Genomic DNA, 20,201 nt, shown 5'->3' with positions numbered 1-20,201 from the left:
GGCTTACCGCTACGTAAGGCCGAGTCACGATGCGAGTGAAGCGGACCGGACTTACCACCGGGACATCATGCAGATGGTCGGGTGCGTCGTGCGCCTCGGTCATCTCCTCGATAAGCGAGCCCAGGCGCACTCACGTGGCTTCCCGCAAGCGCACAGCCTGGACTTGCGTATCGAGTAGGCGGACGGTGAGCTCGAGGGCATCCTGCTGTACCGAGCGAGCATGGCTCTTCAGCGCACACCGCCTCGTGCCAAGTCCGGGGTTTCAGCTACCCCCTGAGGGCACCGATGACGGCCCGTGAGAGCTGGCGCTCGACCCTCTAGGCGCGGAGACAGTGACCCCCGCGTCGTACGAATAGCGCCGGAACGTAAGCGCCATGTCGGACTGCCGGCCCGCACACCGGGCCCACACGAGGGACGGATCCCAATGGCGGCGCGTCGTAGTCGCCCGGGACGCAGGAGTCGCTGACCCAAGCGCGGTACCGGGAAGCCATAGCCTGAGCACGTGAAAGACCCGAAGAAGCCCAGATCGCAGTTCCAGTTCGAAGAGCTCGCTGGTCTGAAGAGCGGTGCTGAACTGCGCGCATGGGAACGCGCGATGGACGCGCAATATGTCAGTGGCCCAGGGGAGTACGTCGCCCCCGCGGGCCAGCTCGTGGTCGTCGACCATAGCGCAGCTGCGACTGTGGCTCCGCACGACAAGCGCCCTTTCGACGACCTTCCTGCGATCTGGAGGGCGGTTCGCGGCACGGAGTTCCGGCGGGCGGAGACATGGAGCAGCCTCGGCTCAGGAGAGCCGCACCAGGTCTATGCCGAACTGGTGCCGCAACCCGGGAATCCGTACGACTCGACGGCGGTCGCTATCTACCTCAACGGGCACCAGATCGGGTATGCACCGGCGAGTTACGCGGAGCACGCTCATTGGATGGTGCGGCAGCTGAACGTGCTCGGGCACCGAGTGCTCGTCGCAGGCACGTTCTTCCGCAGCGAATCCACTTCCGCAAGCGCGCAGATGTTTGTAGCTCTCCCTACGTTTCATGTGCTCCGCCGGCATATGCCGTCGATCGACACCATGACGAAGCGCTTCGGCGTGCTGTGGCAGCAACTCTCGGAGGAAGTCCGCGCCGCTGTGGTGGCGGGGGCTTCCACTTCAGCGATGACGAGATGCCCGCAGTCTTAAGAGCTAACCGCCCCGAACTTCAGCTCGCGATCCCGACCCGACCGGTCGCCGATGCTCTGCCGTTCTATGCGCACACCTTCCTGCAGGAGGTGCGATGGGAAGCGCGGGAGGCGGAGGACAGAGCTCGTGAGAAGCGCAAGGCGCGAATCGTGGACCTGGCGAGGCAAGGCTTAGACAGCGCCGAAATCGCCAGGCTTGTCGGGCTCGCGAAGAGCACTGTAGACAGCGTGCGAAGAGAGCGGGGTGTGTCAGTGACACACCTCAGGAGCCAGCGGTCCGCGCTGTTGGAGCCGCGACTTCGAGCCTTGGCCACCCAAGGAGCGGCTCCAGCGGAGGTCGCAGCGCAGTTGGGTGTCACGGCGGCAGAGACGCAACACATTGCAGGGAACGCCCCGAGCGACTCCGCGAAGCGACGCGGCATGTCGGATCAAGCGCTTGCTGCCATGAGGGGGCGAATCGATCGCTGTCGCGCCGCTCTGAGCTTCCAACGAACGGGTCTGTCACATGCTCAGATCGCTCGCGAACTCGGCGCGAGCCCGCCGGTCGTGAAGCGCCTCCTGGGTGACGCGCGATTCTACGAGACTCCCTCTGCCTATCCAGGTCGGCTTGCTGCGGCCCACGACGCGCGGATGAATCCGGTGCCAATAGCCGATCGCACCAAGGCTCAGGCGCGAGCAGTCAGCGACGGTTCAGTGCTTGACGAGCTCCATAGCGGGTGGTGTCACTCGGTGCCCGTCTAGGCCCGAGAAGCTCTCTGCACGATGCCGTGCCGCGGTGAGAGCCCATGCGAAGCGCCGATCGGGGGCTGTGGCGCGCCGCCGCGAGACGACCGGCGGAGAGCTCGGCGAGCGCCGCTGATTCTCCGCTTGTCCTCGAATCGTCGTGGCGATCGAGCAAGGGCTGTCGGCGGTCTGTGACGCCGAGTGCCCGGAATTGTGCCCGGAAAACCAGTAGATGCCCAGTGATGCGTGTAGACATGTGGCGTGCGAAACACCATGACAACAGCGGAAATCCGGGCATGAAGGGTACTGTTGCGCTCGTCAGGGGGTCGGGGGTTCGAGTCCCCCCCAGATCCACGATGTGATGACGCGGGACATCGTTCATAGATGTTCCGCGTCATCGTTCATATCGGGGAGGAGCTCTGGCCAGCGGCCGGGGCTCCTTTCTTGGTTGCGCCAGTAGGTGCGGTCGGGGTCGACGGTGTGGGTGGAGAGGCCTCGCCGCGTGCAGTCAACTCGTCGCCGTCTTCAGCGGCTGGAGCTGTAGGCCGCCGCCAGCGCGTGGCTCGATCGCGAACAGCTCCGTTGCCCGCACCAGTCGGAGAGCTTCGCATAGCCCCAGTTGCGAGAGTCGAAATCGGGGTGCTGCTTGCGCAGCAGCGATCCGACGGTCGCGAGGTTCGCCCAGCCATCCTCGCCGGACGCGGTCGCCGCGCTGCCTCGCAGCTGTGCGATGAGCCGGGAGTCGGCCTGCAGCTGCGCCACAGGCACGCGATCGCGTACGACAGCCGCGGCGCTCCCGTCGACGAGCTGGTCTCGCACGTCGAGCACCTCGAAGTAGGTGAACCGATCGCACGCGTTGCGGAAGGCTTCGGGGGTCTTGCGCTCGCCGAAGCCGTAGACCGTCACTCCTTCTTCGCGGATGCGCGAGGCGAGCCTCGTGAAGTCGCTGTCGGAGGAGACGATGCAGAACCCCTGGAACCGGCGCGTGTAGAGCAGATCCATCGCGTCGATGATCAGTGCGCTGTCGGTGGCGTTCTTGCCCGCCGTGTTCGCGAACTGCTGCATGGGCTGGATGACGTGCTCGCTCGCGACCTTCTTCCAGCCTCCGAGGTTCGGCTTGGTCCAGTCGCCGTAGACGCGCTTCACGGAGGCGGTGCCCAAGCGTGCGACCTCCGCGAGCACCGCGGCGGCGCGCGAAGGCGGCACGTTGTCGGCGTCGATCAGGACGGCGAGCAGGTCGTTGGGATGCGCCACGCGGCAAGCATGGCAGGAGCGGCGAGCGATCCCGCGCGGCGGCGCTGCATGCGGTTCGATCAGATAACGTCCAGTTCACCTGAAGCACCCCTTCAGGTCGCTGTGAGGACAGTTACGATTCAGCGCGGCCAGCGAGCCTCAGCGGGTGCCCGTCGAGAACCCTCATCGCCGCCGTCAGCGGCGCCGCGATGCGTGGATCTTCCTCGCGTTCGCCGGGCCGAACCTGCTGCTCATCGGCACCTTCATCTACTTCCCGCTGCTGAGCAACGCCTACTACTCGACGCTCAACTGGCGGATGGGCTCGACCAGCGCGACGAGTGCCGGCTTCGACAACTACGTGCGGCTCTTCACGTCGCCGCAGGGCGCCGAGATGTGGCGCGTGACGATCACGTTCACGCTCGTCACCGTCGTCGCATCCATGGTGCTCGGGCTCCTCGTCGCCCTCGCGCTCAACCACCGCATCCCCGGCGTCACCGCCGGCAGGACGGCGATCTTCTCGCCCTACGTGCTCTCGGGCGTCGGGGTCGGCATGGTGTGGAACTTCATCTTCGACCCGCAGCTGGGGCTGCTCGGCCACGCCTTCCGCGCTCTCGGCGCTCGCTCGCCCGAGTGGTACCTCGACGGGGACCTCGCGCTCCTGATGGTGATGATCGTCTACGTCTGGAAGAACGTTGGCTTCTGCGCCGTCGTCTTCCTCGCCGGCCTGCAGTCGATCCCGAAGGACCTCATCGAGGCGGCGCGGATCGACCGGGCGGGCGCGCTCACCCGCTTCGTCAAGCTGACGCTGCCGCTGCTGTCGCCGACGGTCTTCTTCCTGACGGTCACGACCATCCTGAGCTCGATGCAGGCGTTCGACATCCTCAAGATCATGACGCCGTCGGGGAACGGCACGAACACGATCGTCTTCGAGCTCTACCTGCAGGGCTTCGGGCCGTACCAGAACGCCGGCTACGCCGCCGCGATCTCGGTCGTGCTGTTCGTCGTGCTCTTCGCCATCACCGCCTTCCAGATGCGGTTCGTCGAGAAGCGGGTGCACTACGCATGAGCTCCACCCACCTGAGCGACTGGCGGCAGGCGTTCTCGCGCCGCAACCTCGCGTCGACGCTCCTGGGCGGCTATTTGCCGATCCTGCTCGCGACGGCGGTCATCGTGCTGCCGCTCGCCCTGATGGCGATCGCGTCGTTCAAGCCGGCGTCGGAGATCATCACGATGCAGCCGACGCTGTGGCCGCAGGAGCCGACGCTCGACAACTACCGCCACGTCGCCGACACCGTGCCGCTGCTCACCGTGCTCCGCAACAGCGTGATCGTCACGGTCGTGGGCTCGGCCATCAAGGTGCTGCTCGCCATCACGACCGCGTACGCGCTCGTGTTCGTCGACTTCCGCTTCAAGGACGCGGTCTTCATCGCGGTGCTCGTCGCGCTCATGGTGCCGCCGGAGGCCGCACTGCTGCCGAACTACCTGACGATCTCGGCGCTCGGCGGACGCAACACCCTCTGGGGCATTATCCTCCCCGGGCTCGGCACCGCCTTCGGCACCTTCCTGCTGCGTCAGCACTTCAAGACGCTGCCGAAGGACCTGGTCGAGGCGGCACGGCTCGACGGCGCCGGCCACCTCAAGCGGCTCTCGCGCATCATCGTGCCGGTCTCGGCCCCGACGATCGCCACCGTCGCGCTCGTCACGATCGTCGGCGAGTGGAACAGCTTCATGTGGCCGCTCATCATCACCGACTCCGTCGACACGATGACCCTGCCCGTCGGCCTCAACCTCCTCCAGTCGATCGAGGGCCAGACCGGCAGCTACGGCTACCTCATGGCCGGCGCGGTGCTCGTCATCGTGCCCGTGCTGGTCGTCTTCGCCGCCCTGCAGCGCTTCATCGTGAGCGGCCTCACGCAGGGCGCCGTCAAGTAGCGCCTCCTCCCCACCACCACCCGCTCATCCACCGAAGGAGCACCATGTCCATGAGCATCCCCGCGGCGCGCACCCGGCGCGTCACCACCGCGATCGCCGCACTGGGCGTCGCCGCGCTCGCCCTGACGGCCTGCGGCCCCAGCGTCGGCGCGAGCTCCGCCGACGCCGCGACCGAGGTCGACTGGGCCTCGATCGAGCCCGCCGAGTCGATCACCTTCTGGACCAACCACCCGGGCGGCTCACAGGAGATCGAGCGGCAGCTCGTCGACGCGTTCACCGAGGAGACCGGCATCGAGGTCGAGATCGTCACCGCGGGCGCCAACTACGAGGAGGTGTCGCAGCGCTTCCAGACCGCGCAGACCTCCGGCGACGTCGGCGACCTCGTCATCATGTCGGATGCGACGTGGTTCACGAACTACGTGAACGGCTCGCTCCTGGCCCTCGACGACGTGCTCGAGGCAGCCGGCGGCGACGCGTCGACCTACAACGCGACGCTCTTCGACGACTACCTCTACGAGGGCGCCCACTACGCGGTGCCGTACTCGCGCTCGACGACGATCTACTACTACAACAAGGACCACTACGCGGCGGCCGGCATCGCCGAGGCGCCCACGACGTGGGACGAGGTGCGGGCGAACTCGCAGGCGCTCGTCGACGCCGGCATCACGCAGACCGCGTTCAGCTTCCCGCCCGCCGAGGACTACCCGGCCTGGATGATGAACAACCTCGTGTGGGGCTACGGCGGCGGCTGGTCGGACGAGTGGGACGCGAGCCTCATCACGAGCGACGGCACCGTCGAGGCCGTGCAGTTCGCCCGCGACGCGGTGCAGGACGGGTGGGCGAACGTCTCGAGCAACTCGCCCGCCGACGACTTCGCGGCGGGCGCGACGAGCCAGTTCATCGGCTCGACCGGCTCGCTCGGCGGCGTGACCGCGGCCGCCACCTTCGAGGTCGGCGTCGCGATGCTGCCCGGCGGCCCGGTCGAGCAGGAGCTCGTGGTGCCGACCGGCGGCGCCGGGATCGCGATCGCCGCCGCCTCGAGCCCGCAGGAGCAGCTCGCCGCCGCGATGCTCGCCGACTTCATCACGAGCGCCGAGAGCACCGTCGCGTTCTCCGCCGAGACCGGCTACGTGCCGGTGCGCGCCGACGCCGACGCGAGCTCGCTCTACGAGGCGAACCCGAACTTCCAGGTGGCGGTCGACCAGCTCAACACCCGCACGCGCACGCAGGACTACATGCGCGTGTTCCTGCCGGGCGGCGACCTCGTGCTCGCGACCGGCCTGCAGCGCATCCTCACCACCGACGGGGATGTCGCGCAGGAGCTCGCCTCGATGCAGGCGGAGCTCGAGGGGCTCTACGAGAACGACCTGAAGCCGCAGCTCGAGGGCTGACGCACACCGCTGGAGGAAGCACACCATGGTCAACGTCTCGCTGCACGACGTCACGCTCACCTACCCGGGCGCCTCGCGGCCATCGATCGACGGGATCGAGCTCGAGATCGAGCACGGCGAGCTCCTCGTGCTCGTCGGCCCCTCCGGGTGCGGCAAGTCGACGACGCTGCGCGCGCTCGCGGGACTCGAGTTCCCCGACTCCGGCCGCATCGCGTTCGGCGACCGCGACGTCACGGGCGTCGACGGCAGCCAGCGGGATGTTGCCATGGTGTTCCAGAGCTATGCGCTCTACCCGCACATGACGGTGGCCGGCAACATCGAGTTCTCGCTGAAGAACGCGAAGGTGCCGGCCGCCGAGCGGCAGCGGCTCGTCGCCGAGGCGGCCGAGCTGCTCGAGCTCGGCGACCTGCTCGACCGCAAGCCGCGCGAGCTCTCCGGCGGGCAGCGGCAGCGGGTCGCGATGGGCCGCGCGATCGTGCGCCGCCCGGCCGTCTTCCTGATGGACGAGCCGCTGTCGAACCTCGACGCGAAGCTGCGGGTGCAGACGCGCGGCCAGATCGCGGCGCTGCAGCGCACGCTCGACGTCACGACCGTGTACGTCACGCACGACCAGACCGAGGCGATGACGATGGGCGACCGCGTGGTGGTCATGAACCAGGGCCGCATCGAGCAGGTCGGCTCGCCCCGCGAGCTCTACGACGAGCCCGAGACGCTGTTCGTCGCGGGCTTCATCGGCTCGCCCCAGATGAACCTCGTCGAGGGCTCCTGGTCGGATGCGGAGGGCGCCCGGGTGGGCGACCTCACCCTGCCGTTCCACCCGGCCGCCCCGCACTCCGCGCCCGCGCTGACCTACGGCATCCGCCCCGAGGACCTCGAGCTCGTGCCGCACCCGGGAGCGGATGCGCGCCTCGTGCGCATCGAGGTCGAGCTCGTCGAGGAGCTGGGCTCCGACACGTTCGTCTACGGCACCGGGCACGGCGCGCGCTGGACCGCACGGCTGCCGAAGGGCAGCAGGCCCGCGATCGGCGAAGCGCTCGCGTTCGCGGTGCGCCCGTCGAGCGTCATCGCGTTCGAGCCCTCGACGGGGCACCGCGTGCGCTGAGGCGCGCTCAGCGCTCCAGGAAGCGCAGCAGCGCGGCGTTGAACTCGGATGCGTGGCTCACGTTGAGGCCGTGCGGCGCGCCCGCGATGAGCTCGAGCTCGCTCCCGGGGATCGCCCGGTGCGTGCGCGCGCCGGACCCCTCGAACGGCACGATGCCGTCGGCGTCGCCGTGCAGCACGAGCGTCGGCACGGTCACCTTCGTGAGGTCCTCGCGGAAGTCGGCCAGCCCGAACGACTGCATCGCCTCGAGCATCGCGAGCTTGTCGGCCTGCAGGCCGAGCCCGATCGCTTGCTGCCGCTGCGGCTCGCTCACGAGCACGTTGCCGTCGGCGTTCGGCGAGAAGAACTGCTTCGTGAAGTCGTCGAGGAAGGCCTCGCGGTCGGCGGTGAGCTGCGCCGTCATCTCGCCCGCCTGCTCCGCCGTGAGCGGGCCCTCCGGGTTGTCGGCCGAGCGCATCATGCGCGGCGGCACCGCGGCGGCGAAGACGACGCTGCGCAGCCGCTCCTCGCCGTGGCGGGCGATGTAGCGGGCGACCTCGCCGCCACCCATCGAGAAGCCGACGAGCGTGACGTCGCGCAGGTCGAGCGCGTCGAGCAGACCCGCGAGGTCGTCGGCGAGCGTGTCGTAGTCGTAGCCGGTCTTCGGCTTGTCGCTCCGGCCGAAGCCACGGCGGTCGTAGGTGATGACGCGGTAGCCCGCGTCGACGAGGGCGGACACCTGCGCCTCCCATGAGGCGCCCGAGAGCGGCCAGCCGTGGATGAGGACGACCGGTCGCCCTGCGCCGTGCTCCTCGACGTGGACGTGCACGTCCTTGAGCCCGAGCATCCGCTTGTTCACACTGATCTCTGCCATGACTCTCCTCATCGCTCGCTCGATCGCCAGTCTGCCGACGCGCCATGCGGCCGACCTGGGCATGACCCGGATGCGCGGTGTGCGGGCTGGTCAGCGAGCGGCGCCGATCAGCCGTAGGCTGATTCGTCCAGAATATAAGTGGAGAGGTGATGGTTCGGGGGTATCAGTTGTAGACTTATCTGCGTGGCTAGAGCATCCGCGGCGGTGATCGCCGACATCGTCGGGTCCCGGGACCTGGCTGACCGCAGCGCGGCGCAGGAGCATGTGCTGCATGCGTTCGAACGCGCTGAGGTTCACGCTCCGGCGGCGGTACCGGCGTATGCGGCCGTGGGGGATGAGTTCCAGGCGGTCTACGCGAGCGTCGAGCACGCCGTCGTCGCGACGACCGTCGTCGGGCTGTCGCTTCCCGAGGGGCTCGAGCTGCGCTTCGGCATCGGGGTCGGCGAGGACCGCGTCGTCGACGCGACTGGCACGGTCCCCATCCGAGACGGCAGCGCCTGGTGGCGCGCTCGGGAGGCGATCGATCACGTGAAGCAAGCGCAGCGCTCGGGGCGGAGCCGTGCGACGACGGGCTTCGTGCCCGACGGCGGAAGCGAGGAGAAGGCCGTTCGCGGCCTCCTGCTGCTGCGGGACCACGTCGTGTCGGGCATGCGGCCGCGGGATCGCCGAATCGCGCTAGCGGGCCTGGAGGAGGTGCCGCAAGCGCGCACCGCCGAGGCTGAGGGCATCCGCCAGTCGGCCGTCTCGCAGAGCTGGCACCGTTCCGGCGCTGCGGCGGTCGTCGAGATGCTGCGTCAGCTCGAGGGAGCCCGGTCGTGACCGCGGCAGCGATCATGCTCGTCATGGGGCTCGGGCACCTCGCGCTGAGCGCCCGTTCGCTCGCCACGGGGCACGTAGCTGACGAGACGCGGACCGCCGGTGCATCGCGAGCACCGCGCCTCGCGCTGCGTGGCCCCGACTGGGGGTGGGCTGGCGCCGCCTGGGTGATCGCTGCGGTCGCGCTCGTTCTCACGACCGGCCTGCCGTGGGCGTCCGCCGTCGTCGCGCTCGTGGTCTCCGCCCTCGCGACCGTGCTGCTCGCCGCTCGAGCGCGCCTCGCCGCGGTCTCCGGCTTCGTGCTGACGGCTGCCGCGATCGCGCTCGCGGTGCTGGTCGACGGCACCGCGGTCGACGCGGACGCGCCGCTCGCTCGCATGCTCGCCGACAGTGCGCAGGCGGAGGCTCTCGCGCCGAGCGTCGTCGTCGTCGCGATCGCAGCGCTGGTCTTCCTCGGGCCGACGAGCAACGCACTCGTGCGCGCGATCGTCGCCGCGGCCCGTCGAACGGACGAGCCGAGCGACGCGCCGCCGCAGAGGAGCACGGCGTGGCGCGTGCTGCGCCGCGACAGGGAGCTCGCCGTCGTGCGGAAGGACGAGCCGGAGGCGACCGTGAGCGGCTTCCGCGGCGGGCGCATCGTGGGACCGCTCGAGCGCGTGCTCGTGTTCGCGTCGCTGCTCGCGGGGATGCCCGTCGTCATCGCGGGGCTCGTCGCAGCGAAGGGCGTCGTGCGCTTCCCCGAGATCTCTGCCGACCGCTCGGGCGGCACGAAGGCGGAGGAGTTCCTCGTCGGAACCCTCTGCAGCTTCCTGCTCGCGAGCCTCGCGGTGCTCACGGTCGTCGCTCGGTCGTAGTGCGGCGCCGGCGGTGCCCGGTTCCACCGGATCGTCGTCGCCCTGCCATACTTCCAGCGTGGACATCGGGAACGCACAGCAAGACGTGCGGCGCACGTATGCGCACGGCTTCTACGGGCAGCTGGTCTCCGGCGCGGTGTGGCTAGCCGCGGCGGCCGTCGCGACCTGGGTCTCGCCCGTGGCCGGCGTCGCGGCGCTCTTCCTCGGCGGCATCCTGATCTTCACGCTCACGACGCTCGCGCTCCGACTGTCCGGGCGCCCGTGGTCGCTCCCGGCCGGCCACCCGATGGCGGGGCTCGCGAGCCAGATCGCCTTCACCGTGCCCCTCGGCCTGCTGGTCGTCATCGCGCTCATCGGCGGTCGGGAGCACCTGTTCTTCCCCGCGAGCATGGTGATCGTGGGCGCCCACTACCTGCCGTTCGTCTTCCTCTACGGGATGCGGCTCTTCGCGGTGCTCGCCGGGCTCATGATCGTCGGCGGCGTCGCCTTCGCGCAGTGGCAGGAGCCCTGGATGCCCGCCGCCGGCTGGGCCAACGGACTCCTGCTCGTCGCGTTCGCCTTCGTCCTGCGTGCATCGGCCCAGGTCGAGCGCTCGGTGCCGTCATCCCTCGCCGCGTCCTAGCGCCGACCCGCGGGGGAGTGCGCGCGTAGGATCGTCGCGTGGCGCACGACGAGCTGCCCGTGCAGGAGCGGGACGACCTGGCGCTCGAGCGCCAGGTGTGCTTCGCGCTGTCGGTGGCGTCCCGCAGCGTCGTCGGCGCCTACCGGCCCGTGCTCGAGCCGCTCGGCCTCTCGCACCCGCAATACCTCGTGATGCTCGCGCTCTGGGGCTCGCGCTCGCTCTCGCTGCGCCAGCTGGCCGAGCAGCTGCGCCTCGAGCCGGCGACGCTCTCGCCGCTCGTCAAGCGGCTCGAAGCCGCGGGGCTCGTCGCTCGCGCGAGGCGCGCCGACGACGTGCGCACGCTCGACATCACGCTCACCGAGCGCGGAGCGCAGCTGCGCGAGCGGGCGCTCGCCGTGCCGGGGGAGATGATGCAGCGACTCGGGCTCGACCGCGAGGAGCTCGAGCAGCTGCACCGCCTCATGACGCGGCTCATCGCCGCGGTCGACGGCGCGGACGCCTGACGAGCGAAGCCCGCTCAGGCGTTCGCGAGCACCACGAACGCGATCACCGCGGCCGTCGTGCCGACGACGGTCACGGCTGCCGCGCAGTAGCCGACGACTCGCCAGGCGAGGATGTCGCCTCGCGTGAAGCTCTGCGGGTCGCGGTCGTGGGGCCAGCCCTGGTGGCGCGCGGTCGGCTCCTGCATGATCGGACCGGTCTCCTCGGGTCGCCGAATACTTAGCGCACTAAGCATATCGGCGATCCGGCCGTCGCCGGACCGAGCAGCGCGAGCGGCGGCTCAGTCCTCCTGCGCGACCGGCTCGAGCGTCAGGAACAGCCCGCCGTAGGGTGGCAGGCTCACGCTGAAGCTCTGCAGGTCGTCGACGTGGCCGATGGCCTCGCCGGTCGCGGCATCGATCACCGCGTGCTGGGTCGGCAGCGCCTCGGAGTGCACCGTGCCGTCGACGCCCTCGCCCGAGAAGTTCAGCACCGTCACCTGGATCGGCGCGTCATCGGCGTCGGGCTTGCCGTCGTCGAGCCGGTGCACGAGGACGAGCATCGCGGGGTGCGCGACGTGCGGCACGTCGAGCTGCGTCGCGGTCGCGACGCCGTGGTCGCGGCGGATCTGCAGCACCTCGGCGAGCCGGTTCACGAACGATCCCGGCTCCTCGATCTGCGAGGGGAGCGAGCCGTAGAGCGAGCGGCCGCGCGGCATGCCTGCCGACGACGTCATCGCGTCGGGCGCGGCGTCGATCAGGTCGTGCGCGCCGCGCTCGATCCAGCGCGTGTCGCCCGTGTCGATGAGCTCGCGCACGTCGTCGGCGGGGAGCGTGAGCATGCCCGTGAGATCCCAGCCCGAGAGCGCGAAGACGCCCGGCTGCCACGCGTTGTACTTCGCGAGCAGGATGTGCGCATCGCGGATCGCCGGCACCGCGTCCTCGGTGATGTCGTCGAGCGTCGCGAAGCCCTGCGTCGCCGCGATGAGCGACGCGCTCGTGCACGCGATGCCGTTCTGCGTGAAGACGCGGTTGCAGTCGGCCTGCTCGGTGAGCGTCTCGGTGAGTTCGGCGCGGATGAGCTCGGCGAGCTCGCCGCCGGTGATCTCCTTGTGCCGGAAGGGGTAGACCTCGTCGCGGTGCCGCGTCGCCCAGTGCACGAGCTCGTAGGTGAGCTCGTCGTGGTTCTGCAGGCCGTGCACGAGCCCGACCGGCTCGACGCCGAGCTCGAGCGACGACATGAGCGTGAGCCGCAGGAACTCGGTGTCGCCGGTCGCGAGCGCGTGGTGGTAGCCGGGCCGGCTGACGAAGTCGTAGGAGAGGTCGGCGCCGACCGCGCTCGTGTCGCGGATGTCCTCGATCGTGAGGTTGAGCTCCTGGAACGTGAAGCCGCCCACCTTCCGCACCATGCCGGCGATGATGTGGTTCGCGGCGTGGGAGAGCGGATGCCCCTCCGACCAGGCGGGCAGGCCCTCCGCGCTCTTCTCGACCCCGAGGAAGCCGTTCGCGTCGAGGCGCAGCGCGCTCGTGCCGAGGTCGCCGAGCGAGTGGAGCGCGTCGCCGATCACGAGCCGCATGCCCGCGAAGGTCGGGTCGAGCCAGTTGATCGACGGCTGCCCCTGCTTGAAGTAGTGGAGGTAGACCCAGCGGCGCTCGACGCCGTCGACGCCGAGCACGGGCGGCGTCGCGCTCCAGTTCGTCTCCTTCACGCCGGGCATGTAGAAGATGACGCGCTGCAGCTCGCCGATGATGTAGCCGCGGTCGCTCAGCTCGCGCTCGGCGGTCGCGTCCAGGTTGGCCGCGTCGCGGCCCTCCGGCACCTCGGGCAGCAGGTGCCAGTCCTCCGGCGGGATCTCGACCATGTGGTAGATCCCGGGGTAGTCCTTGAACGCCATCTCGGCGAGCCGGAAGTCGGCGCCCTTGCCGGTGTGGCCGGGCACGATGTCGTCGATGATCGAGCCGCTGTGCTCCTCAGCCACGTCGGAGAGCCGACGGAACGCATCCTCGTCGCCGAAGGCGGGATCGATCTGCGTGCTGATGCGGTCGAAGTGGCCGTCGACGCTCGGCGTCTCCATCCAGTCGGTGATGCCGCCGGCGCGCTTCACGGGGCCCGTGTGCAGGCCGTTGATGCCGATGTGCTCGAAGGCCGCCCAGAGCGCTTCCTCGCCGAGCGCGTCGAGGAACGACTGGCCCGGCCGGGTGATGAGCGAGATCGGGTAGGCGGTGAACCACACGTCGGCGACGCCGATCGCGCGCCGCGCGTCGGGGCGGGCGTAGGGGTTGCGCCACATCGACGGCTGGCCCGAGAGCTGCCGGCTGAGCACGTCGGCGTCCTTGAGCATCGACTGGCGCACGAGCCACTCGACGTAGGAGGGGTTGGATGCGTTCGCGGTGCGCGGGTCGGTGCGGAACCGCCGCACGCTGCCGCTGCGGAACTGGTCGCGCGGGCGCAGGCGGCGGGGACGAGCGGGGTATCGCTGCTCGTCGTAGGTGATCTCGGTGCCGTGCTCGTCGGGCTCATCCACGCCTGCATGTCTATCACTCTCGGTTGGGCGTGCCGTCCTGCCAGGATCGAGGCATGCGTGCCCTCCTGATCGACGCCGTCCGCTCGACTCCCGCCGTGCGCGACGTGCCGTCGCCGGTCGCTCCTGCGGGAGGCGTCGTGGTCGAGGTGCACGCGACGGGCCTGTGCCGCAGCGACTGGCACGCGTGGGCCGGCCACGACGACATCGCCTTCCCGCACGTGCCGGGCCACGAGCTCGCGGGCATCGTCGCCGAGGTGGGCGAGGGCGTCGAGCGGTGGCGCGTCGGCGACCGCGTGACGGTGCCGTTCGTGTGCGGCTGCGGGCGCTGCGATTGGTGCCTCGCGGGCGACGCGCAGGTGTGCCCGGCGCAGCAGCAGCCGGGCTTCACGCACTGGGGCTCCTTCGCCGAGCGCGTCGCGCTGCACGCTGCCGACGCGAACCTCGTCCGGGTGCCCGACGGCGTCGACGCCGCGACGGCGGCGGCGCTCGGCTGCCGCTTCGCGACCGCCTACCGCGCACTCGTCGCGCGTGCCCGCGTGCGGTCGGGGGAGTGGGTCGCGGTCGTCGGTGCCGGCGGCGTGGGCCTCAGCGCCGTCATGATCGCCCGCGCGCTCGACGCCCGCGTCGTGGCGGTCGACCGCAACCCGGCGGCGCTCGAGCTCGCCGCCTCCCTCGGCGCGGAGGCCACCGTGCTCGCCGACGGGCGCGACGTGCCGACCGAGGTCGCGGCGATCACGGACGGCGGCGCGCACGTGGCGGTCGACGCTGTCGGGAGCGAGCAGACGGCGTCGGATGCGGTGCTGGGCCTGCGTCGTCGCGGCCGCCACGTGCAGATCGGCCTCCTGCCGCCCGTCGACGGGCACCCCCGCGTGCCGATGGACCGCGTCATCGCGTGGGAGCTCGACGTGCTCGGCAGCCACGGCATGGCGGCGGCCGACTACCCGGGCATGCTCGCCCTCATCGAGCGCGGCGTGCTCGAGCCGCAGCGGCTCATCGAGCGCACGGTCTCGCTCGAGGAGGCCGCGACCCTGCTCCCCGGCTTCGACCGCTCGAGCGCGGCTGGCGTGACGATGATCGACCCGCGCCGCTGAGCCGCTCGCTAGGAGAGCACCGCCCAGCCGCGCGCACCGAGTCGCACGACGCCGTCTGCGAGCTCGGCGACGCCCCCCTCGACGCTCGAGGCGTCGGCGGCCGGCAGTTCGACCGGCTCGTCGGCGAGGTTGAGCGCGGTGATGACGCGGTCGGCGTCGGTCGCCGTGCGCAGCACGATCGCTTCGTTGGTGAGGTGCACGACATCCGTCTGCGCGCGGTGCAGCCACGCGTGGCGACGGCGGAGGGCGAGCAGCGACGCGTGCACGCCGTACGCGTGGGCGGCTGCCGGCTCGAGCGCGTCGGGCGACAGCGGCGCCGCGGGGAACTCCGGCCGCACGGCGTCGTCGCCGCCGAGCCGCTCCTCCTTGCGCGCCTCGAAGCTCAGCTCGTCGCCCGCGTAGACGGAGGGGGTGCCCGCGACGGTCGCGAGCACGGCCATCGCATGCGGCACGAGCTCCGGACCGACCGCGGTCGCGATGCGCGTCACGTCGTGGTTGCCGATGAACGTCGAGGGCACGAAGTCGCGCACGAGGGCGTTGTGGCGCTCGATCGCGTGCGCGAGCTCGAAGCAGTTGCGATCGGCGAGGCCGTGCCAGATGCCCTGCCACAGCTCGTACTGCGTCAACGAGTCCATCGTCGACTCGCGCACGATCGCCGCGGCGTCGCCGTGGATGACCTCCCCGGTGAAGTAGGCGTCGGGGAACCGCTCTCGCACGCGCGGCAGCACTCGAGCCCAGAAGGCAGGCGGCACGGCGTATGCCGCGTCGAGCCGCCAGCCGTCGATGCCGCGCTCGAGCCAGTGGGTCATGACGTCGACGACGAGGTCGGCCACCGCATCCGCGTCGTGGTCGAGCGCGACGAGCTGGTCGTGGCCCTCGAACACGTCGGCGGGGACCGGCTCGCCGGGCGACCAGCTGTCCCAGTGGACGCGGAAGAGGCCGGCGGTCTCGGCCGCCCGCCCCTGCTCCTCGAGTGCGAGGAAGGCGGGATGCGGTCGGCCGACGTGGTTGAAGACGCCGTCGAGCAGCACGCGGATGCCGCGCTCGCGGCACGCGGCGACGAGCCGGTCGAAGTCGCCCTCGTCGCCGAGCCGCGGATCGATGCGGAAGTGGTCGATCGTGTCGTAGCCGTGCGTCGCGGAGGCGAAGACCGGCCCGAGCTGCAAGCCGTTGAGCCCGAGCGCGACGAGGTGGTCGAGCCACGCCTCGAGGTGGCCGAGCCGATGCTCGACCGCGGTCTCGGCCGGCGGCGCGTCGGGGCGGATGGGCGCGCCGACGAAGCCGAGCGGGTAGACGTGCCACCACATGACGTGCTGGACCCAGTCGGGCTCGGCGTGCGGTCGCGGTGCAGGATCGGTCACCGCTCCATCCTGCACCGAACCCGCTGTCAAGCCTCTCCGAGCAGCGACAGGCCCGCCGCGACCGCGAAGCCGACGACCGTCGCGAGGCCCGCGAGCGACTTCGCCTTCTCGCGCGCCTCGGGGATCATCGCGTCGATGAGCATGACGAGCAGCGCGCCGGCCGCGATGCCGTCGATCGTGCCGACGACCGCCGGGGATGCGGCGTCCGCGACCAGTCGGCCGGCGACGGCCGCGAGCGCGCAGACGACCGCGACGGCGGTCCAGAGCCCGAGCACGAAGCGCCTCGAGCGACCGTCGCGCAGCATGTCGGCGGATGCGCCGATCGACTCGGGCAGGTTGGAGACGAAGATCGAGACGAGCAGCGCCACGCTCACGCCGCCGCCCGCCGCCAGGCCGATCCCGAGCACCGCTTGCTCGGGGATGCCGTCGAGCAGCGCGCCGACCGCGAGCGGGAAGCCGGCCGCGCCGCCGCCGCGCCGGCCCGACCAGCGCTCGACGGCGCGATCGGCGGCGAAGTAGGCGAGCGCACCGAGCGCGAGGCCGATCCCGACCCCGACGGGGCCGCCCTGCTCGACGCCGGCCTCGGCGAGCTCGAACGCGACCGAGGCGATGAGCGCGCCCGCTCCGAAGGCGAGCACGACGCCGACGGTGCGGTCGGACCACGGCCGGACGACGGCGAGCAGCGCCCCCGCGAGCAGGGAGCCGGCAGCGATCCCGCCCCACAGCAGCGCCTCGGGCACCGCTCCTCCTCCTGCCCAGAGCCCGGCTCAGCCCGCGAACTCCCGCACCGGCAGCCCCGTGACGCCGGGATCGACGGCGAAGAGCGCGCCGGCGGTCGGCTCCTCGTCGTCGGGGAGGTCCTCGCGTGAGGTGGTGATGAAGAGCCGGTCGAGGCGCTCGCCGCCGAACGCGCACGCGGTGACCTTCGTCACGCCGGGCACCTCGACGCGTCCGTCGAGCGTGCCGTCGGGACGGAACCGCAGCACCGCGCCCTGGTTCACGGCCGCGACCCACACGCATCCCTCGGCATCGACCGTGAGCCCGTCGGGGTGGCCGTCGTCGGGGAGCGAGGCGAGCTCGCGCCGGTTCGTCAGCCCCGTCTCGCGCGCGTAGTCGAAGACCGCGACGGCGCCCGTCGGGGTGTCGTCGTAGTAGGCGAGCGAGCTGTCGGGGCTCCACTCGAGGCCGTTGGAGACGGTCACGCCGGTCAGCACCGTGCTCGTCGCGCCGTCGGGATCGAGGCGGTGGAGGGATGCGGCGCCGGGGGACTGGTCGTAGGCCATCGAGCCGCAGTAGAAGCGCCCGTCGGGATCGCAGCCGCCCTCGTTCATGCGGATGTCGCCCGACGACCAGAGCTCCGGCAGCCGGTGGAGCGTGCCGTCGAGGTCCTCGAGCGCGAAGCCCCGCTCGACGCCGATGACCGCGCCGCCGCCGCGCCGCGGGCGCACGCACGCGACGATGTCGTCGACGTGCCGCCGCTCGATGCCGGTCTCGGTGAGCGTGAGGATGTCGCCGGCGAGCATGTCGAGCCAGCGCAGCCCGCCCCACCACTCCGACCAGACGGGCCCCTCGCCGTGGTACGCGATCGGGTCGGTGATCTGCTCGGCGCGCATCGGCTCTCCTTCGCTCGGGACTGGAGCCAGCCAAGCGCGCCGACCTGGGAGCCCGCGGAGGAGCGGGGCGCCGTCAGCGCTTGACCGCCGCGATCCGCTCGACCGTTCCTGCCTTCAGCCGCTCGGCCTCGACGACCTCGAAGCCTGCCGCCTCGACGAGCGGCCGCTGCCGCCGCGTGAAGTGCTCGCCCGCGACGCGGATCGTCAGCTGCTCGACGAGCCGCTGCGCCGCCCGCAGCGGCCAGGCGGTGCTCGCCACGTGGTCGAGCAGCAGCAGCGTGCCGCCGGGCACGAGCACGCGGCGCATCTCGGCGATCGCGGCCGCGGGGCGCGGGATGCTGCAGAGGCCGAGGGCGCACACGACGGTGTCGAACGACGCGTCGGCGTACGGCAGCCGCTCGGCGTCGCCCTCGACGAGCTCGACGTCGCGGCCGAGCTCCGCCGCGCGCCGCCGCGCCTCGGCAAGCATGCGCGGGCTCAGGTCGAGGCCGGTGACGGATGCGTCGGGCGGGTAGTGCGGGAGGTTCGCCCCGGTGCCGACGGCGACGTCGAGCACGCGGCCGCGCGCCCTCGCGCCGAGCCACTCGTGGCCGCCCGCGAACCAGAGCCGCTCGAGCGGCCGCATGCCGCGGTCGTAGCGGGGCGCGGCCTCGTCCCACAGCCGGCGCTGCCGCGCCGTCGCGTCCTCACGGCTCGCCATCCGCGCTCCTCCTCGTCGGCGATGCTCGTCGCTCGCGCCGCGCTCGTCAAGACGGCAGCGGCAGGCCCTCGAGGCCGCGGACGTCGACGTCCTGCACGGCGAGCCCGGCTCGCGCAGCCGCCGCGGCCGCGATGCCGGCTGCCTCGCCGAGCATCTGGTACTGCGGCTCCATCCGCACCGACGAGAACGCGACGTGCGACGCCGAGAGGCACACGGGCACGAGCAGGTTCTCGCAGTCCTCGCGCCGCGGCGTGAGGCTCCGGTAGGGGATCGGGTAGCGCGGTGCCGGCACCGAGAGGTAGCCCTCCGTGACGACCATCGCGACCGGCCGCGGATGCTCGTAGACCCAGCGCCAGCCGCGCTGCACCTCGCGGATGTCGAGGTGGTACGAGCCGAGGGCCACGGCGTCGTCGTGCGGCCGCGCATCCAGCACGTCGTGCTCGGTGAGCACGTGCGCGCCGATCATCCTGCGGGCCTCGCGCACGTAGAGCTGGTGGGGGAAGTGTCCCGTGTCGGCGAACTCGTCCGCCGGCAGCCCCCACCGCGTGAGCTCGTCGCGCACGTGGCGCGGCACGGCTGGATCGCTCGAGAGGAAGTGCAGGAAGCCGCGGGCGTGCCGCTCGTGGTGGAGCCGCAGCTACTCACGGCGCTCAGGGCTCGCGAGCGGGTACTCCCACGCCGAGCCGTCGAGCACGCTGAGCGAGAAGGGACCGAGGGAGTTCGCGTCGCACTTGCCGCCCGGCAGGTTGGGCTCGAGCCCGAGCAGGCGCTCGGCGGTCACGTCGACGCGATCGCGCCGCCAGCGGGCGAAGAGGCGGCGCCCGAGCTCCCAGTGGGCCTCGTCGTAGTCGTCCGGACGGGAGAGTGGGATGCGGTCGGTTGCCGTCGTGAGGCACACCCTGTAGCCGTACGACATGACGCCGCCGTCGCCGGCGCCGACAGGCGCGAGCGGCTGCGGGCGGATCTGCGGCAGGAGCGGGCCCTCGACGAAGCCATCGGGATCGTCGGCGAAGGGCGAGATCCACGGGGGCATGACGTGCCGGCCTGGCACGAGCTCCTGCCGGCCGGCGAAGCGCTCGCCGTGCAGGGCTCGGTCCTCGCGCCCGACCGCGGCGGGCACGCCGGCCGCTGCCAGCAGGTCGCCCTCGTAGCTCGCGTCGATGAAGACCGCCGCCTGCGCCTCGAGCGACGGCACGGACGGGGCTGCGCCCGGCCCGAACGACGCCGCGCGGATGCGGCCGAGCGCGAGGTCGGCGGCGACGACCCGCGCGTGGAGCTGCACCTCGACGCCCGCCTCCTCGAGCCAGCGCACGAGGATGGCCTCGGCGACGTGCGGCTCGGGCCCCGCGAAGCGGCCGGGGGCGACGCCGTAGTGCTCGGCGACGGCGGTGCGGAAGCGCTGCGCGGCGCCCGCGATCGCGCGGAGGTCGCCGATGTCGGTGTAGCCGAGGCCCCCGCTCGTCATGCCGCCGAGGTGGCCGCCCGGCTCGACGAGCAGCACCGCGGCGCCGTGCGTGGCCGCGGCCACGGCCGCGCACACTCCGGCCGCGGTGCCGCCGTAGACGAGCACGTCGACCGAGCGCCGTACGGGCTCCGTCGCCATGCCGCGATCCTAGGGCGCCGGCCGGACGGGAATAGTTCTGATTTGAAGTGGTTGGATCGACTGTGCGGGTTCGGATCCCGCGCGACAGCAGCTCGAAGCGTCGCACCACGCGACGCCGATCACCATC

The 20,201-nt window shown here is 71.3% G+C and carries 18 protein-coding genes and 1 pseudogene; 10 read left to right on the top strand and 9 right to left on the bottom strand.

Annotated features, from left to right (window positions below; all coding sequences use genetic code 11):
- Positions 1 to 502 precede the first annotated feature (502 nt).
- The gene (locus JSQ78_RS03255) at positions 503 to 1,177 is read left to right on the top strand and encodes an HIRAN domain-containing protein (protein WP_211449353.1); all 675 of its coding nucleotides are present in this window, start codon (positions 503 to 505) and stop codon (positions 1,175 to 1,177) included.
- A 1,247-nt stretch (positions 1,178 to 2,424) separates the two neighbouring features.
- Here the strand turns inward: JSQ78_RS03255 and JSQ78_RS03250 are convergent.
- Positions 2,425 to 3,153, bottom strand: a complete 729-nt coding sequence (locus tag JSQ78_RS03250) for an NYN domain-containing protein (protein ID WP_211449351.1) — start codon at positions 3,151 to 3,153, stop codon at positions 2,425 to 2,427.
- Between the two features lie 145 nt (positions 3,154 to 3,298).
- Between JSQ78_RS03250 and JSQ78_RS03245 the strand changes: the two genes are divergently transcribed.
- From JSQ78_RS03245 to JSQ78_RS03230, 4 genes are read left to right on the top strand one after another with little or no spacing between them, the layout of a single operon-like run.
- Complete coding sequence (locus JSQ78_RS03245) at positions 3,299 to 4,198, top strand: carbohydrate ABC transporter permease (protein ID WP_211449349.1); 900 nt, start codon at positions 3,299 to 3,301, stop codon at positions 4,196 to 4,198.
- On the top strand, positions 4,195 to 5,064 hold the full coding sequence (locus tag JSQ78_RS03240) for a carbohydrate ABC transporter permease (RefSeq protein WP_211449348.1): 870 nt from the start codon (positions 4,195 to 4,197) through the stop codon (positions 5,062 to 5,064). The genes JSQ78_RS03245 and JSQ78_RS03240 overlap by 4 nt, the downstream gene beginning before the upstream one ends.
- Before the next feature lie 44 nt (positions 5,065 to 5,108).
- Complete coding sequence (locus JSQ78_RS03235; RefSeq protein WP_211449346.1) at positions 5,109 to 6,455, top strand: ABC transporter substrate-binding protein; 1,347 nt, start codon at positions 5,109 to 5,111, stop codon at positions 6,453 to 6,455.
- Positions 6,456 to 6,480: 25 nt separating this feature from the next.
- On the top strand, positions 6,481 to 7,557 hold the full coding sequence (locus JSQ78_RS03230) for an ABC transporter ATP-binding protein (protein ID WP_211449344.1): 1,077 nt from the start codon (positions 6,481 to 6,483) through the stop codon (positions 7,555 to 7,557).
- A 7-nt stretch (positions 7,558 to 7,564) separates the two neighbouring features.
- Here the strand turns inward: JSQ78_RS03230 and JSQ78_RS03225 are convergent, their stop codons facing one another.
- Positions 7,565 to 8,410: an alpha/beta fold hydrolase gene (locus JSQ78_RS03225; RefSeq protein WP_211449342.1), complete on the bottom strand. Its 846-nt coding sequence runs from the start codon at positions 8,408 to 8,410 to the stop codon at positions 7,565 to 7,567.
- 183 nt (positions 8,411 to 8,593) lie between these two features.
- On the opposite strand from JSQ78_RS03225, the gene JSQ78_RS03220 reads away from it, so the two are divergent.
- From JSQ78_RS03220 to JSQ78_RS03205, 4 genes are read left to right on the top strand one after another with little or no spacing between them, the layout of a single operon-like run.
- Positions 8,594 to 9,229 (top strand): SatD family protein, encoded by a 636-nt coding sequence (locus tag JSQ78_RS03220; protein ID WP_249295859.1) that lies wholly within the window; start codon positions 8,594 to 8,596, stop codon positions 9,227 to 9,229.
- Complete coding sequence (locus tag JSQ78_RS03215; RefSeq protein WP_211449340.1) at positions 9,226 to 10,080, top strand: hypothetical protein; 855 nt, start codon at positions 9,226 to 9,228, stop codon at positions 10,078 to 10,080. Before JSQ78_RS03220 ends, JSQ78_RS03215 begins: the two co-directional genes overlap by 4 nt.
- 58 nt (positions 10,081 to 10,138) lie before the next feature.
- On the top strand, positions 10,139 to 10,702 hold the full coding sequence (locus JSQ78_RS03210) for a DUF7010 family protein (protein ID WP_211449338.1): 564 nt from the start codon (positions 10,139 to 10,141) through the stop codon (positions 10,700 to 10,702).
- Positions 10,703 to 10,740: 38 nt separating this feature from the next.
- Positions 10,741 to 11,205 (top strand): MarR family winged helix-turn-helix transcriptional regulator, encoded by a 465-nt coding sequence (locus JSQ78_RS03205; protein ID WP_249295857.1) that lies wholly within the window; start codon positions 10,741 to 10,743, stop codon positions 11,203 to 11,205.
- A 14-nt stretch (positions 11,206 to 11,219) separates the two neighbouring features.
- Here the strand turns inward: JSQ78_RS03205 and JSQ78_RS03200 are convergent, their stop codons facing one another.
- Both JSQ78_RS03200 and treS read right to left on the bottom strand, forming a co-directional pair.
- Complete coding sequence (locus JSQ78_RS03200) at positions 11,220 to 11,390, bottom strand: hypothetical protein (protein ID WP_156906033.1); 171 nt, start codon at positions 11,388 to 11,390, stop codon at positions 11,220 to 11,222.
- 93 nt (positions 11,391 to 11,483) lie between these two features.
- Positions 11,484 to 13,706: a maltose alpha-D-glucosyltransferase gene (gene treS, locus JSQ78_RS03195; protein ID WP_211449336.1), complete on the bottom strand. Its 2,223-nt coding sequence runs from the start codon at positions 13,704 to 13,706 to the stop codon at positions 11,484 to 11,486.
- 53 nt (positions 13,707 to 13,759) lie between these two features.
- Here treS and JSQ78_RS03190 point away from each other — a divergent pair, with 53 nt between their 5' ends.
- A complete protein-coding gene (locus JSQ78_RS03190; protein WP_211449334.1) occupies positions 13,760 to 14,797 on the top strand; it encodes a zinc-dependent alcohol dehydrogenase family protein in 1,038 nt (345 codons plus the stop codon).
- 8 nt (positions 14,798 to 14,805) lie between these two features.
- Here JSQ78_RS03190 and JSQ78_RS03185 read toward each other — a convergent pair whose 3' ends face one another.
- The 5 genes and pseudogenes from JSQ78_RS03185 to JSQ78_RS03165 all read right to left on the bottom strand — a co-directional run bounded on the left by JSQ78_RS03185 (position 14,806) and on the right by JSQ78_RS03165 (position 20,074).
- The gene (locus tag JSQ78_RS03185) at positions 14,806 to 16,104 is read right to left on the bottom strand and encodes an alpha-amylase family protein (protein WP_211450484.1); all 1,299 of its coding nucleotides are present in this window, start codon (positions 16,102 to 16,104) and stop codon (positions 14,806 to 14,808) included.
- Positions 16,105 to 16,184: 80 nt separating this feature from the next.
- The gene (locus tag JSQ78_RS03180) at positions 16,185 to 16,898 is read right to left on the bottom strand and encodes a ZIP family metal transporter (RefSeq protein ID WP_211449332.1); all 714 of its coding nucleotides are present in this window, start codon (positions 16,896 to 16,898) and stop codon (positions 16,185 to 16,187) included.
- A 27-nt stretch (positions 16,899 to 16,925) separates the two neighbouring features.
- On the bottom strand, positions 16,926 to 17,771 hold the full coding sequence (locus tag JSQ78_RS03175) for an SMP-30/gluconolactonase/LRE family protein (RefSeq protein WP_211449330.1): 846 nt from the start codon (positions 17,769 to 17,771) through the stop codon (positions 16,926 to 16,928).
- Positions 17,772 to 17,844: 73 nt separating this feature from the next.
- A complete protein-coding gene (locus JSQ78_RS03170; protein ID WP_211449328.1) occupies positions 17,845 to 18,471 on the bottom strand; it encodes a class I SAM-dependent methyltransferase in 627 nt (208 codons plus the stop codon).
- Positions 18,472 to 18,517: 46 nt separating this feature from the next.
- Positions 18,518 to 20,074 (bottom strand): annotated as a pseudogene (locus JSQ78_RS03165) (FAD-dependent oxidoreductase).
- Positions 20,075 to 20,201: the final 127 nt, after the last annotated feature.

Source organism: Agrococcus sp. Marseille-Q4369 (assembly GCF_018308945.1).
Taxonomy (GTDB): Bacteria; Actinomycetota; Actinomycetes; order Actinomycetales; family Microbacteriaceae; genus Agrococcus.
Note: the sequence above shows the minus strand (reverse complement) of the source record. Positions and strands in the feature narration are given on the sequence as shown.